We start from the raw sequence: 14,514 nt of genomic DNA on the forward strand, positions 1-14,514 counted from the left end.
GATGAATCAATATTATAATCAACCTCAAGGCACGAAGCTGTCATCAGACGCGGAGCATAATGTCACAATGCGAAACAGAAAGCATTTAGATATTACTGGTGTCAAACAAGTGGAAAGCTTTGATAGTGAGGAATTTCTGCTGGAGACGGTCATGGGGATTCTCGCCATCCGCGGAGAAAATCTGCAAATGAAAAACCTAGACGTCGAAAAGGGCGTTGTGTCGATTAAAGGGCGTGTTTTTGATTTAATCTATGTGGATGAGCAGCACGGGGAGAAAGCTAAAGGATTTTTTAGCAAGCTGTTTAAATGACGCTGACAGTCCAGTTTTATACGATGCTTTCCATGGCGGCGATGGGCATCTGGCTGGGCGCATCGCTTGATACGTACAAGCTGTTTGTGAATCGGGAAAAAACAGCAAAATGGCTTTTGGTTATCCACGATCTCCTTTTTTGGATGGTACAGGGTCTCTTATTCTTTTACGTCCTGCTGCTGACAAATGAGGGAGAATTCAGGCTTTATATTTTTCTAGCCGTTGCTCTAGGTTTCTCGATGTATCAGGCATTGATGAAACATCTGTATCTTAAGATTCTCAAGTTTATCATGATGTGTGTATATCAGACCGTTCTCTTCCTGAAAAGGCTGGTCATGTCGATTGTCTTCCAGCCGATCCGCTGGATGATCACATTGGTCATAAGTGCTATACTGTTCTTGCTCCACTCGCTCTTACGTCTAGTTCGTTTTACGTTTCGGCTCGTGTGGAAGGTGCTGTCGATTGTTTGTTATCCGCTCATCTGGTTACTCAATGTGACCATTATTCATCGGATTCCCGAAAAATGGCGAACATCAATGAGATTGTTTTTCTCAAAAGGAGCAGGAATTTTACAAGGGGCCAAGAAATTATCTGGTACCATCAAAACGAAATGGAAACAATTCTGGACAAAGTGAGAGAGGAGGCCTTCAATCTTGAACAAGAGAAAAAGAAATATCGCACAAATTCAAAATGATTACCAAAAACAAATGGAACAGCAAGCGCAGCGCTTAAAACGCAAACGTCGCGGACTCCTTAGAAGGCTTACCGTGTTTGGTGTAATCGTGCTCATGTTTGCTGTCTTGGTGACAAGTGCCCTCTGGTCGCAATCGTCTTCACTAAAGGAAAAAGAAGAGAAGAAGGTTGCGCTCGAAAAAGAGTTGAAGCAATTACAAACAAAGCAGGAAGATATTTCTGATGAAATTAAGAAGCTGAAAAGCAAGGAATACGTACTCGAACTGGCACGACGGGACTATTATATGTCCAAAAAAGGCGAAAAAATCTTTGATGTGGGCAATAAGAGCGATTAGCCTTGTTGACACTTAAAATTCAGTTTATGTATAATTGAACAAATGAGATTTTTTTATAAGTCTAAGGAGGAGCACTTTTTTTATGTCGATTGAAGTTGGCAGCAAGTTACAAGGGAAAGTTACGGGCATTACAAATTTTGGAGCTTTTGTGGAGTTGCCAGGCGGTTCAACTGGTCTCGTTCATATCAGTGAGGTAGCCGATAACTATGTAAAAGATATTAATGAGCATTTAAAAGTCGGTGAACAAGTTGAAGTGAAAGTGATTAACGTTGAAAAAGACGGTAAAATCGGCTTGTCCATTAAAAAAGCAAAAGATCGTCCTCAACAACAATCAAGACCAAGCAGAAATGATTTCCGTCCGAAGGAATCGTTTGAACAAAAAATGAACAAATTCTTAAAAGATAGCGAAGATCGCTTAACATCTTTAAAACGTAACACGGAATCAAAACGTGGGGGGCGCGGAGCAAGAAGAGGTTAACTTGTTGCTGCTTTCTATATATTTTCACAACAAAGCATCTGCTGTGTTCAGCAGGTGCTTTTTTTCATGATCCATACGACATTTTTTGAGATTTCGTCATTTAATTTAAAACTTTCTATTGACGGACAAGCGAATCCTTTGTATTATAGTTCTTGTGCTTCTTAGCGCATTTTCATTATGGCGGTGTAGCTCAGCTGGCTAGAGCGTACGGTTCATACCCGTGAGGTCGGGGGTTCGATCCCCTCCGCCGCTATCCTTTTAACTAGAACATAAAGCAAGGCCCGTTGGTCAAGCGGTTAAGACACCGCCCTTTCACGGCGGTAACACGGGTTCGAATCCCGTACGGGTCATCTTCGAAACAGCTTTCTATAGGAAAGCTGTTTTTTTGTGCCTTCGTAAAATTCTGATGAAAGACATCGACTTTCATGAAAGTATGCCTCTTTGACGAATAAAGCGTCGAACGTTTTATGGAAACGACAACTTCTTTTGACAAAATTTCTTTTTCACCTTCGCTATAATGACAAGCAACGAATATCAGGTGGGGGATGAGAAGATGGAAAAACTAGAAAGAAGAACTGATTTAACAGGAGCGGGGTTTGAAAGAATCAGTGCGGGATTAAAAAAGATGAAAAACCTGTTTCTTCATCACACGCATTCTCTTTTTTTCTATAAAGGGTTTATTTATGTTGTTCTAGGCTTTTTATTAGGACGAGCCTTTATATTATCTGAAATTATGCCGTTTGCTCTGCCTTTCTTTGGCTCCATGCTGCTTATTAAAAGAGATAAGGCGATGCTTGCTTGTCTAGCTTTACTCGCAGGGGCGATGACGATATCACCTCAAAATGCATTGTTTGTGTTTGCGTCGCTGCTCATGTTTCTCCTTATGTCAAAGGTGGTTTCTTTCATCATCAAAGACCCAGTGAAAACATTACCGGTTGTCATTGTTCTCTCAATGCTGATCACCCGAGGAGCGTTTGTTTACCTAGAGCAAGGTGCTGTGCAAAGCTATGATTACGTCATGGCGGGTGTCGAAGCAGGACTTGCCTTCATTTTGACTCTGATTTTTCTTCAAAGCCTGCCGATTTTTACAGTCAGGAAAATTAAACACTCTTTAAAGGTCGAAGAAATTATTTGTTTTATGATTTTAATTGCCTCAGTTTTAACTGGCCTTGCTGGGATCACATTTCAAGGAATGCAGGCAGAGCATATTTTGTCACGTTATGTAGTGCTGACGTTTGCCTTTATTGGCGGAGCCAGTATTGGTTGTACGGTCGGTGTTGTGACAGGATTAATTCTCGGTCTCGCTAACATCGGAAACCTTTATCAGATGAGTCTTCTTGCCTTTTCAGGCTTATTAGGCGGATTGCTGAAAGAAGGGAAGAAAGCAGGGGCAGCCATCGGCTTAATTGTGGGTTCCTTACTCATTTCACTGTACGGGGAAGGATCAGCAGGTCTCATGACCACACTGTATGAATCACTTATAGCGGTTGCGCTCTTTTTGCTCACGCCACAATCAGTCACCTCCAAGGTAGCGAAATACATTCCTGGTACGGTAGAGCATGTACAAGAGCAGCAGCAATATGCTCGGAAGGTACGAGACGTGACAGCAAAAAAGGTAGATCAGTTCTCTCATGTATTTCATGCGCTGTCTGAGAGTTTTGCGACATTTTACGAATCTATTCCTGAAGAGAAGAAGCAGGAAGAGGATGTAGATCTTTTTTTAAGTACGATCACAGAACGATCCTGTCAAACGTGCTATAAGAAAAATAAATGCTGGGTGCAGAACTTTGATACAACCTATGAACTAATGAAACAAGTTATGCATGAATCTGATGAAAAAACGTATGAGCATAACCGAAAATTGAAAAAGAAATTTAGTCAGCACTGCTCAAAATCAAAACATGTCGAGGAATTGATCGAAGAGGAGATCGCTTACTATAAAGCCAATCAGACACTGAAGAAAAAAGTCCAAGACAGCAGACGTCTTGTGGCTGAACAGCTGATGGGGGTCTCGCAAGTAATGGAGGATTTTTCCCGGGAAATAAAACGAGAAAGAGAACAGCATTTTATTCAGGAAGAGCAGATGATAGAAGCGCTTCAGCACTTTGGCATTGAAATCCAGCAAGTAGAAATCTATAGCTTGGAGCAGGGAAATGTGGATATTGAAATGAGAATCCCATATTGCCAAGGGCATGGGGAATGTGAAAAAATCATTGCTCCAATGCTTTCAGATATTTTAGAAGAACAGATTTTAGTCAAAGCAGAGCAGTGTGCAGAGCATCCAACAGGCTATTGCCACGTTGTATTTGGCTCTGCTAAATCATATCGAGTGGCTACAGGCGTGGCACATGCAGCAAAAGGAGGAGGACTGGTATCTGGAGACAGCTACAGCATGATGGAGCTTGGTGCGGGCAAGTATGCTGCAGCTATTAGTGATGGAATGGGCAACGGAGCACGGGCTCATTTTGAAAGCAATGAAACGATTAAGCTGTTAGAAAAAATATTGGCGTCAGGTATCAATGAAAAAGTGGCGATTAAAACCATTAATAGTATTTTATCTTTAAGAACGACGGACGAGATCTATTCAACATTGGATTTATCGATCATTGATTTACAGGATGCGAGCTGTAAGTTCCTCAAAATTGGTTCAACACCCAGCTTTATTAAACGGGGTGATCAGGTGATGAAGGTACAAGCAAGCAACTTGCCAATCGGTATTATTGATGAATTCGAAGTCGAGGTTGTGAGTGAACAGATGAAGGCAGGAGATCTATTGATTATGATGAGTGACGGCATTTTTGAAGGGCCAAAGCATATTGAAAATCATGATCTGTGGGTGAAACGGAAAATGAAAAGCTTTAAAACAGAAGATCCCCAAGAAATTGCTGATTTATTAATGGAAGAGGTCATTCGAACAAGAGCAGGCCAAATTGATGACGATATGACAGTTGTTGTCATCAGGCTCGACCACAACACACCAAAATGGGCTTCCATTCCGACCGGTACATTCTATCTTGAGAAACAAGAGATTTCTTAAAATATCGTATAATATGAATTTCTTCTGGCGATGATGGGGATATAAGCATTCAGTTACAATCCCAGGAGGAATGAAGATGCGAAAAGGTCACGTCAACCAAATCTTATTGATTACAGATGGCTGCTCAAACCACGGGGAAGATCCGCTTGCGATTGCCTCATTGGCAAAGGAACAAGGGATTACAGTCAATGTCATTGGCATTATGGAAGAAAACAGACACGATCATGAAGCGATGAAGGAAGTAGAGGGGATTGCTCTCGCAGGCGGAGGCATCCATCAAGTTGTCTACGTCCAGCAGTTATCTCAAACAGTACAAATGGTCACAAAAAAAGCGATGACACAAACCTTGCAAGGTGTTGTGAATAAAGAATTGCAGCAAATTCTCGGCAAAGATGCTGAAATTGAAGAACTTCCACCTGATAAGCGCGGGGAAGTAATGGAGGTTGTAGATGAGTTAGGAGAGACGGTTCACCTTCAAGTACTCGTGCTTGTTGATACAAGTGCAAGTATGAAACCGAAGCTGCCGACTGTAAAAGAAGCACTCATCGACCTTTCCATCAGTTTAAATTCAAGAATTGGAGAAAATCAGTTTGGGATGTGTGTATTTCCCGGGAAAAACTCAGATGCTGAAATTGTGTTGAATTGGACGCCTCGATTCGATTCATTATCATCTATTTTCCCAAAACTGACCACTGGAGGAATCACCCCAACGGGACCAGCGCTTCGGGAAGCACTTCAGCATTTCAAATCAGTTCGTTCACGCAAAGGGCTGCTTGAAGCAAAGGAAGAGCATGATGATGAATTCGGCTTCTAACATACCGTTAGGCACGGTGATTCAAGGGAAATGGCACCACCATCATTACCGTATTGTAAAAGAGCTTGGAAAAGGGGCGAACGGTGTTGTCTATCTGGCCGAATCGCCACATGGGCAAGCGGCCCTTAAAGTGAGTGATGACAGTATGCTCATTGCATCTGAAGTCAATGTTTTAAAATCCTTTTCAAAGGCTCCTGTGAAAACCATGGGGCCTTCTTTTTATGATATGGATGATGCGATTTATCCTGGTATGCCTCAAAAACGCTCTTTTTATGTGATGGAATATGTCAGAGGCCCATTACTGCTTGAATTTGTGAAACAAAAGGGTGATGAGTGGATTGTGGTTTTAATGATTCAGCTTTTATCTAGCTTGGCTCATTTACATCAGGAAGGCTGGATTTTTGGTGATTTAAAGCCGGATAATCTCATTGTTTCTGGGCCCCCGGCCACGATCCGGTGCATTGATGTGGGAGGAACGACGAAAGCGGGCAGGGCAATTAAGGAGTATACCGAGTTTTTTGATCGAGGCTATTGGGGATTCGGTACACGAAAAGCTGAACCAACTTATGATTTATTTGCTCTGACGATGGTGATGGTGAACTGTGCGTATAAGAAAGAATTCAAAAAAGGAGCAGAACCAGAAAAGCAGCTTTATCGAGCTATTGAAGGACATCCTTTATTAAAGCGATATGAAAGGGTGTTAAAGGCTGCTCTACAAGGTAAATATCAATCAGCAGCAGACATGAAAAGTGCGATGCTGAAAGAAGGACAGCTGATTGCATCAAGGAAATCGCGCCAGAAGAAGCAGCAGCAAAAAAACGCGCCAAAACCTGCTGTTAATCAAAATCAACAAGTAACCTCACGATCGCGGGCTGCAGCAGCAAAAAGAACGTCAGTGCGTAAAAAATCAGGCGGACTTTTTGAAACCATTCTTATCGTGTGCAGTGTACTCGCTCTTTACTGTGCATATGTGGTTTTGTTCCTGTTGTAGAGCCGGAAAAAAGCAGGCTTCTTCTTTGCTTGGAGCTACTGAAAGTGATAGGATATGTATATCTTTAAATTACCTGCTCTTTTGTGAGGAGGAAGTTGTGAGTAGAATTGAATCTTTTTTGAAAAAACATGATGTTTACCTTGAAAATACGACAGTCATTGTCGGGGTTTCCGGCGGACCGGATTCCATGCTCTTACTGCATGAACTTAACAAACGCCGCAAAGGTTCCTATCAGCTGATTGCAGCCCATGTAGATCACATGTTCAGAGGAGAAGAATCCTTCGCTGATTTGGCATTTGTTGAGGCTTACTGTAAGGAGCACGAGATCCCTTTTGAATCGTCCCGCATACAGGTCACCCAATATGCAAAAGAAAACCGCTTAAACAAACAGGCAGCTGCAAGGGAGTGCAGATATGCTTTCTTTCGTCAATTGATGGAGCAATACAACGCTCAATTTATAGCGCTTGCACATCATGGAGACGACCAAGTAGAAACAATGATGATGAGACTTGTGAGAGGGACTGTTGGTATTGGACTCGCGGGTATCCAAGCAAAACGTCCTTTTCAAGGCGGATGGCTGATTCGTCCGCTCATTGGATACTCTAAAGACGACGTGCTAAAAGCTTGTGAAAAAGAACATGTCCCCTATGTCATTGATCAAAGCAATCATACGGATGACTACTTGAGAAACCGGGTAAGAAGACATATTCTTCCCGTGTTAAAAGAAGAGGCACCTCATGTACATGAAAGCTTTCAGTTTGTAAGTGACATGCTGACTGAGGATGAGCAATACTTGCAGGCTTTAACAAAGGAACAAATGAACCAAGTGATAACGAGTCAATCGCCTAAGCAAATTGAGATCAAAACGAAGCCTTTGCTTGACCTGCCTTTGCCTTTACAAAGAAGAGGCATTCAACTAATATTAAACTATCTTTATGAAAACACTCAATCAGCGTTTTCAAACCAGCATATTCTAGGGACTTTAGACTGGTTATCTCATACAGATCAACCGTCTGGATCATTAGATTTGCCAAAAGGTTTACAAGCTGTCAAGTCTTATGATCACTGTATGTTTACCTTTGAACGATCGCATGTATTAGACCAGTCTTATGCTCTTCACTTAAAGGTTGAGCTCGGAGAAGAGCTTTTTCTCCCAAGTGGACAGTCTATCGTCGTATCAAATCATGTTCCGAAGGATGCACGGAACGGAAACCATTTTTTCTTGCTTCAAAAAGATCATGTTCGTCTCCCTTTAATCATTCGCTCACGAAAAAATGGTGATCGAATCAAACTTAAAGGGATGAATGGATCAAAAAAGGTGAAGGATATATTTATTGATAAAAAAGTGCCTCTTGCAGAAAGAGACAGCTGGCCGATCGTCACTGACTCGGATCATCAAATCATCTGGATCCCAGGTCTGAAAAAATCCGTTTTTGAAGAAATTGATATGACAAACAGCGATCTCATTGTATTACAATATAGACAGCACGAAAATTTGTAGGGGGCAAGCAAAAGCATGAAACAAGATATTGAAAAGATTTTGATCTCAGAAGAAGAGATCCAGCAAAAAGTGAAGGAACTGGGTGCAACATTAACCAGCGATTATGATGGTAAATTTCCCCTGGCTATTGGTGTTTTGAAAGGGGCTCTTCCATTCATGGCAGACCTGATCAAACACATTGATACATATTTAGAACTTGATTTTATGGATGTATCTAGCTACGGAAAGTCTACCGTATCTTCTGGAGAAGTAAAGATCATTAAGGATCTAGATACTTCTGTTGAAGGAAGAGATATTTTGATTATGGAAGATATCATCGACAGTGGGTTAACTTTGAGCTATCTGGTAGAGCTTTTCCGATACCGTAAAGCAAATTCCATTAAAATTGTGACATTGCTTGATAAACCAAGCGGCCGCAAAGCAGACATCAAAGCAGATTATGTTGGATTTGAAGTGCCAGATGCATTTGTTGTCGGCTATGGATTGGATTTCGCTGAACGTTACCGAAACCTCCCGTATATTGGAGTGTTAAAACCATCTGTTTACGAAGGCTGATCAGCATACGTATACATGAGGTTATTGGTTGTGTTGGAATGATTTTCTATGATACTATTGAACATAGTTGTGCTTACTGTGGGAGGAGGTAAGGAATGAATCGGGTTTTTCGTAATACGATTTTTTATATACTTATTTTATTACTTGTGATAGGGGTCGTCAGTTGGTTAGGATCCCCAAATCAAAAGCCTGAGAACATGTCTTACAGCAAATTTTCGCAAAATCTAAGTGCGGGAAAAGTGGAGAGTATCTCCATTCAGCCTGTAAGAGGGGTTTATGAAATTCGTGGTCAATTAGATGGCGCGAAGAAAGATCAATACTTCATTACCCATGTTCCAGATGGTCAAGGTGTTGACCAAATTTACAGTGCACTGAAGAATACAGATGTAAAAGTAGAACCAGCACCTGAAACAAATGGATGGCTGCAAGTTCTGACAACCATCATTCCGTTTATCATCATCTTTATCCTGTTCTTCTTCTTATTGAACCAAGCTCAGGGCGGCGGAAGCCGAGTCATGAACTTTGGTAAGAGTAAGGCGAAGCTTTACACAGAAGAGAAGAAACGTGTGAAATTTAAAGATGTTGCCGGTGCAGATGAAGAGAAGCAAGAGCTTGTAGAAGTGGTTGAATTCCTGAAGGATCCACGTAAATTTGCGGAGCTTGGCGCAAGAATCCCTAAAGGGGTTTTACTAGTAGGACCTCCAGGTACAGGTAAAACATTGCTTGCGAGAGCATCTGCAGGAGAAGCAGGCGTTCCTTTCTTCAGCATCAGTGGTTCTGACTTCGTCGAGATGTTCGTCGGTGTCGGTGCATCACGTGTACGTGATTTATTCGAAAATGCGAAAAAGAATGCACCTTGCTTAATCTTTATTGATGAGATTGATGCAGTGGGTCGTCAGCGTGGAGCCGGACTTGGCGGTGGTCATGATGAGCGTGAACAAACGCTTAACCAGCTTCTTGTTGAAATGGATGGTTTTAGTGCCAACGAAGGTATTATTATCATTGCTGCGACGAACCGTGCAGATATTCTAGACCCTGCATTGCTGCGTCCGGGACGTTTTGACCGTCAAATTACGGTTGACCGCCCAGATGTTATTGGCCGTGAAGAAGTACTGAAAGTTCATGCGAAAAACAAACCGCTTGACGAGTCAGTCAACTTAAAAGCCATTGCTAGCAGAACACCAGGGTTCTCTGGAGCAGATCTTGAGAACTTACTAAACGAAGCAGCACTTGTTGCTGCCCGTCAAAACAAAAAGAAAATCGATATGCGTGATATCGATGAAGCGACTGACCGTGTCATCGCTGGGCCGGCGAAGAAAAGCCGCGTCATTTCGAAGAAAGAACGTAATATCGTGGCTTACCATGAAGCAGGTCATACCGTCATTGGTCTTATCCTAGACGAAGCGGACATGGTGCATAAAGTAACGATCGTTCCTCGTGGTCAGGCAGGCGGATATGCGGTCATGCTTCCAAGAGAAGACCGTTATTTCCAAACGAAGCCAGAGCTTCTTGATAAAATTGTCGGCTTGCTCGGCGGTCGTGTTGCAGAGGAAATTACGTTTGGCGAAGTAAGTACAGGCGCTCACAACGACTTCCAGCGTGCAACAGGCATTGCAAGAAGAATGGTTACAGAGTTCGGTATGTCTGATAAACTTGGTCCGCTTCAATTCGGTCAATCACAAGGAGGTCAAGTATTCCTTGGCCGTGATTTCAACAATGAGCCGAATTACAGTGAAGCGATCGCTTACGAAATTGACCAAGAAGTTCAGCGTTTCATTAAGGAGAGCTACGAACGTGCGAAGCAAATTCTCACTGAGAATAAAGATAAGCTAGAAATCATCGCACAAGCCCTTCTAGAAGTTGAAACATTAGATGCTGAGCAAATTAAATCTCTTTACGAAACTGGAAAGCTTCCAGAGCGTGTATACGCAGATGACGAAGAGAAAAACGATGATGTGAAAGTAAACATCAAGAAAAAAGAAGATGAGGAGATCTAATCTCCTTCTGTGAAAGCTGCCGGGATCACCGGCAGCTTTTTTTATTTCGATTTATGAATGGATCGGTTTCGAATTGTTTACAAATGGAACTCAATTCGTGTATGGTATGATAGAAAGTCGAAAAATGCTCTTTTTGAGAAACTATTCAAAGTGGTGATGAAGTTGTTACTCGTGATAGATGTAGGAAACACAAATACCGTTTTAGGTGTTTATCATAATGGCGATCTAAACTACCATTGGCGAATTGAAACAAGCCGTCATAAAACAGAAGATGAATTTGGTATGTCCATCAGAGCTTTATTCGATTATGTGGGGCTGATGTTTGACCAAATAGAAGGGATTATCATCTCGTCTGTTGTCCCGCCTATGATGTTCGCACTTGAAAGAATGTGCGAAAAGTATTTTCACATAACACCCCAAATTGTAGGGCCTGGAATGAAGACTGGATTAAACATTATGTGTGACAATCCAAAGGAAGTCGGGGCAGATCGAATTGTCAATGCAGTAGCAGCCATTCACCTATATGGGGCGCCTCTTATTGTGGTAGACTTTGGAACAGCAACAACCTACTGTTATATCAATGAACAAAAACAATACATGGGTGGAGCGATTGCACCGGGTATTACCATCTCAACTGAGGCTTTATATACAAGAGCGGCGAAGCTGCCGAGAATTGAAATTGTCCGTCCAGATCACATTGTTGGAAAAAACACCATCAGTGCGATGCAATCCGGCATCCTTTATGGATATGTTGGCCAAGTCGAGGGAATAGTGAAACGGATGAAGCAGCAGGCCAAACAAACACCGAAAGTCATTGCAACAGGCGGTTTGTCTACATTGATTGGAAATGAATCAGACTGTATTGATATTGTCGATCCGTTCCTCACATTAAAAGGACTGCAGCTCATTTATGAACGTAATCGTGTCGGTGTATTATAGGAGGTTTAAATCAAATGGATTACTTAGTTAAAGCGTTAGCATATGACGGAAAAGTCCGCGCATATGCTGCAAACACAACAGATACAATCAACGAAGCACAAAGAAGACATCATACGTGGCCGACTGCATCAGCAGCCATCGGCAGAACGATGACAGCAACAGTCATGATGGGTGCTATGCTGAAAGGTGAGAATAAGCTAACTGTCAAAATAGAAGGCGGTGGACCAATCGGCGCCATTATTGCTGATGGAAATGCAAAAGGCCAGGTACGAGGATATGTCTCAAACCCACAAGTTCACTTTGACTTAAATGAACATGGCAAGCTGGATGTGAGACGTGCAGTCGGAACATCTGGAACGTTAAGTGTTGTCAAAGATATCGGGCTGAAGGACCACTTTACAGGACAAACGGAAATCGTCTCAGGTGAAATTGGAGATGACTTCACTTATTATCTTGTTTCTTCTGAGCAAGTGCCTTCCTCTGTAGGCGTAGGTGTCCTTGTCAATCCAGATAATTCGATCCTCGCAGCAGGCGGTTTCATCATTCAATTGCTGCCTGGTACAGAAGATGCTGTCATTGAAAGACTAGAAAAGCGCCTGTCAACCATTGAACCCATCTCTAAACTCATTGAAAAAGGGATGACACCAGAACAAATATTAGAAGAAGTACTCGGTGAAAAGCCTCAAATTTTAGAAACTGTACCCGTCGAATTTTCTTGTAACTGCTCAAAAGAACGGTTTGCAAATGGCATTATCAGCCTAGGGAAAGCCGAAATTGATGATATGATTGAACAAGACGGACAAGCAGAAGCTCAATGCCATTTTTGTAACGAAACGTATGTATTTACAAAAGAAGAGCTAGAAGAGCTACGTGAAGAATTAACCCGCTAAGCTCTAAGCAGCGGGTTTTCTTTTTAGAATGGAAAGGAGCCGAAAGATGAGACTAAAAGCAAGAGTGGTATGGACATTTATCCTCGTGTTGCTCATGATTAATGCCGTTGTCATTGCATATGTATTAACAAAGTCACAAATGTCACAGGCCTCTTCTAACGGGAAGAGCGGTGAAGAAATTGCGTCGATTGGAAAAGAGAAGGTGACGCGTCAAGAATGGTTAAAGAAAATGGAAGACCGCTACGGAAAGGCGACACTTGAGCAAATGATCAATCAAAAGGTGGTCAATCAGCTTGCCAAGCAAAACAAGCTGGAGGTGTCTTCGAAAGAGATCAATCGTGAATTGCTCATGCTCAAAGCGGTGTCTAATAATTTCTATGAAGATGGACATACAAGTGAGAAGGAATGGAAAGAACAGATTCGTTATCAAATTTTATTGGAGCAGCTTTTAACAAGAGATGCCGTCGTTTCTGAAAAAGAAGCGAAATCGTTTTATGAAAAAAACAAGGACTTATATCAATATGATGATTCATACCGCATTCGCCATATCGTCGTGAAGACAAAGAGCGAGGCTGAAAATGTATTGAAAGATTTAAAAGGTGGATCTAGCTTCGAAGCCGTAGCAGCTGAACGTTCAATCGACCGTTACACCTCACCATACGGCGGAGATCTTGGATTTGTGACAGAAGAGCAGGAAAGCATCCCAGCCCTATACATACAAGAAGCTCAAAAGCTTCAGCCAGATGAATGGACGAAAGAGCCGATTCAGACCAAAAACGGGTATGCCATTATTCAGTTAAAAGAAAAATTAAATGGCCGCTCTTTCTCCTATGACGAAGTCAAAGACCAGATTAAAAGGCAGATCGCCATGGAAGATCTAGGTGAAAAGGCGAATGTCAAAACCCTGTGGAAAGAAGCAAAAGTCACATGGTTTTACGATGGCGAGCAGGACTAAAAGCATTGACAAAATTTTTTGAAATTGATAATTTAATATTAATACAATAAAATTACTCGGAGATAGAGGTGTTAGTGATGGCTCGTATTGCAAATTCAGTTTTTGAACTAATAGGAAATACACCAGTCGTTAAATTAAACCGTTTAGTAGATGAAGACAGTGCGGATGTCTACTTGAAACTTGAATATATGAACCCGGGCAGCAGTGTCAAAGATCGTATTGCTTTAGCGATGATCGAAGATGCTGAAGCAAAAGGAACATTAAAAGCCGGCGATACGCTTATTGAACCAACAAGCGGAAACACAGGAATCGGCCTTGCAATGGTAGCGGCTGCTAAAGGAATTAACGCGATTTTGGTTATGCCGGACACAATGAGTCAGGAGCGCCGCAACCTTTTACGCGCTTATGGTGCGGAGCTTGTCTTAACACCAGGTGCAGAAGGAATGAAAGGTGCCATCAAAAAAGCGGAAGAATTGGCAGAGGAGCATGGTTACTTCATGCCTCAGCAATTTAGCAATGAAGCCAATGCGGAGATTCACCGTCGTACAACTGGGAAAGAAATCCTTGAACAATTTGACGGCGAGCTTGATGCATTTATTGCAGGTGTTGGTACGGGCGGTACGATTACAGGTGCTGGTGAAGTCCTAAAAGAAGCCATCCCATCCATCCAGCTTTATGCAGTAGAGCCGACAGATTCCCCTGTATTGTCAGGCGGGAAGCCGGGTCCGCATAAAATTCAAGGAATTGGAGCAGGTTTTGTTCCTTCAATCTTGAACACAGAAATATATGACGGCATCATCCAAGTGAAAAACGAAGATGCATTTGAGCTTGCAAGAAAAGCAGCGAAAGAAGAAGGAATTCTTGGCGGTATTTCTTCAGGAGCAGCTATTTACGCAGCGCTTCAAACAGCGAAGAAGCTTGGTAAAGGGAAAAAGGTTCTCGCCATCATACCAAGTAATGGAGAGCGTTACCTCAGTACACCTCTTTATCAATTCGATTAAACCAATCACCCCAGCATT

General features: G+C 42.2%; 14 protein-coding genes and 2 tRNA genes. All 16 read left to right on the forward strand.

Annotated features, from left to right (window positions below; translation table 11 throughout):
* Nucleotide 1: 1 nt before the first annotated feature.
* Entirely contained in the window at nucleotides 2-310 is a 309-nt protein-coding gene (yabP, locus tag MHB69_RS00370; protein WP_024425646.1) for a sporulation protein YabP, read from the forward strand.
* Nucleotides 307-945 carry a spore cortex biosynthesis protein YabQ gene (gene yabQ / locus MHB69_RS00375; RefSeq protein ID WP_041115217.1) on the forward strand — a complete coding sequence of 213 codons (639 nt, stop codon included), beginning with the start codon at nucleotides 307-309 and terminating at the stop codon, nucleotides 943-945. The genes yabP and yabQ overlap by 4 nt, the downstream gene beginning before the upstream one ends.
* Before the next feature lie 18 nt (nucleotides 946-963).
* Nucleotides 964-1,338, forward strand: coding sequence for a septum formation initiator family protein (locus MHB69_RS00380; protein ID WP_003217952.1), 375 nt, complete (start codon nucleotides 964-966; stop codon nucleotides 1,336-1,338).
* An 82-nt stretch (nucleotides 1,339-1,420) separates the two neighbouring features.
* Nucleotides 1,421-1,816, forward strand: coding sequence for a S1 domain-containing RNA-binding protein (locus tag MHB69_RS00385; RefSeq protein ID WP_008357409.1), 396 nt, complete (start codon nucleotides 1,421-1,423; stop codon nucleotides 1,814-1,816).
* Nucleotides 1,817-1,995: 179 nt separating this feature from the next.
* Nucleotides 1,996-2,069: transfer RNA gene (locus tag MHB69_RS00390), tRNA-Met, on the forward strand.
* A gap of 25 nt (nucleotides 2,070-2,094) precedes the next feature.
* Nucleotides 2,095-2,166: transfer RNA gene (locus MHB69_RS00395), tRNA-Glu, on the forward strand.
* 203 nt (nucleotides 2,167-2,369) lie between these two features.
* Nucleotides 2,370-4,853, forward strand: a complete 2,484-nt coding sequence (gene spoIIE, locus MHB69_RS00400; RefSeq protein WP_024425648.1) for a stage II sporulation protein E — start codon at nucleotides 2,370-2,372, stop codon at nucleotides 4,851-4,853.
* 76 nt (nucleotides 4,854-4,929) lie between these two features.
* Nucleotides 4,930-5,667, forward strand: coding sequence for a VWA domain-containing protein (locus MHB69_RS00405; protein ID WP_034284249.1), 738 nt, complete (start codon nucleotides 4,930-4,932; stop codon nucleotides 5,665-5,667).
* The gene (locus tag MHB69_RS00410) at nucleotides 5,651-6,658 is read left to right on the forward strand and encodes a serine/threonine protein kinase (RefSeq protein WP_080701255.1); all 1,008 of its coding nucleotides are present in this window, start codon (nucleotides 5,651-5,653) and stop codon (nucleotides 6,656-6,658) included. The genes MHB69_RS00405 and MHB69_RS00410 overlap by 17 nt, the downstream gene beginning before the upstream one ends.
* A gap of 97 nt (nucleotides 6,659-6,755) precedes the next feature.
* Nucleotides 6,756-8,159 carry a tRNA lysidine(34) synthetase TilS gene (gene tilS, locus MHB69_RS00415; RefSeq protein ID WP_342495887.1) on the forward strand — a complete coding sequence of 468 codons (1,404 nt, stop codon included), beginning with the start codon at nucleotides 6,756-6,758 and terminating at the stop codon, nucleotides 8,157-8,159.
* 15 nt (nucleotides 8,160-8,174) lie between these two features.
* Nucleotides 8,175-8,714 carry a hypoxanthine phosphoribosyltransferase gene (gene hpt / locus MHB69_RS00420; protein WP_008357399.1) on the forward strand — a complete coding sequence of 180 codons (540 nt, stop codon included), beginning with the start codon at nucleotides 8,175-8,177 and terminating at the stop codon, nucleotides 8,712-8,714.
* 95 nt (nucleotides 8,715-8,809) lie between these two features.
* The gene (gene ftsH, locus MHB69_RS00425; protein ID WP_034284252.1) at nucleotides 8,810-10,711 is read left to right on the forward strand and encodes an ATP-dependent zinc metalloprotease FtsH; all 1,902 of its coding nucleotides are present in this window, start codon (nucleotides 8,810-8,812) and stop codon (nucleotides 10,709-10,711) included.
* A gap of 162 nt (nucleotides 10,712-10,873) precedes the next feature.
* Nucleotides 10,874-11,650, forward strand: coding sequence for a type III pantothenate kinase (locus MHB69_RS00430; RefSeq protein ID WP_024427185.1), 777 nt, complete (start codon nucleotides 10,874-10,876; stop codon nucleotides 11,648-11,650).
* A 14-nt stretch (nucleotides 11,651-11,664) separates the two neighbouring features.
* Complete coding sequence (gene hslO / locus MHB69_RS00435) at nucleotides 11,665-12,540, forward strand: Hsp33 family molecular chaperone HslO (protein WP_041105733.1); 876 nt, start codon at nucleotides 11,665-11,667, stop codon at nucleotides 12,538-12,540.
* Nucleotides 12,541-12,586: 46 nt separating this feature from the next.
* Entirely contained in the window at nucleotides 12,587-13,495 is a 909-nt protein-coding gene (locus tag MHB69_RS00440) for a peptidyl-prolyl cis-trans isomerase (protein ID WP_024425654.1), read from the forward strand.
* Between the two features lie 77 nt (nucleotides 13,496-13,572).
* Complete coding sequence (gene cysK, locus MHB69_RS00445) at nucleotides 13,573-14,496, forward strand: cysteine synthase A (protein WP_024425655.1); 924 nt, start codon at nucleotides 13,573-13,575, stop codon at nucleotides 14,494-14,496.
* Nucleotides 14,497-14,514 lie beyond the last annotated feature (18 nt).

Source organism: Bacillus sp. FSL K6-0994 (genome assembly GCF_038630815.1).
Classification (GTDB): domain Bacteria; phylum Bacillota; class Bacilli; order Bacillales; family Bacillaceae; genus Bacillus; species Bacillus safensis.

Excerpts from the sequence above, each read along its gene's own strand:
- yabP (WP_024425646.1), top strand. The coding sequence starts at position 2 with ATGAATCAATATTATAATCAACCTCAAGGCACGAAGCTGTCATCAGAC.
- yabQ (WP_041115217.1), top strand. The coding sequence starts at position 307 with ATGACGCTGACAGTCCAGTTTTATACGATGCTTTCCATGGCGGCGATG.
- MHB69_RS00385 (WP_008357409.1), top strand. The coding sequence starts at position 1,421 with ATGTCGATTGAAGTTGGCAGCAAGTTACAAGGGAAAGTTACGGGCATT.
- spoIIE (WP_024425648.1), top strand. The coding sequence starts at position 2,370 with ATGGAAAAACTAGAAAGAAGAACTGATTTAACAGGAGCGGGGTTTGAA.
- MHB69_RS00405 (WP_034284249.1), top strand. The coding sequence starts at position 4,930 with ATGCGAAAAGGTCACGTCAACCAAATCTTATTGATTACAGATGGCTGC.
- MHB69_RS00410 (WP_080701255.1), top strand. The coding sequence starts at position 5,651 with ATGAATTCGGCTTCTAACATACCGTTAGGCACGGTGATTCAAGGGAAA.
- hpt (WP_008357399.1), top strand. The coding sequence starts at position 8,175 with ATGAAACAAGATATTGAAAAGATTTTGATCTCAGAAGAAGAGATCCAG.
- ftsH (WP_034284252.1), top strand. The coding sequence starts at position 8,810 with ATGAATCGGGTTTTTCGTAATACGATTTTTTATATACTTATTTTATTA.
- hslO (WP_041105733.1), top strand. The coding sequence starts at position 11,665 with ATGGATTACTTAGTTAAAGCGTTAGCATATGACGGAAAAGTCCGCGCA.
- MHB69_RS00440 (WP_024425654.1), top strand. The coding sequence starts at position 12,587 with ATGAGACTAAAAGCAAGAGTGGTATGGACATTTATCCTCGTGTTGCTC.
- cysK (WP_024425655.1), top strand. The coding sequence starts at position 13,573 with ATGGCTCGTATTGCAAATTCAGTTTTTGAACTAATAGGAAATACACCA.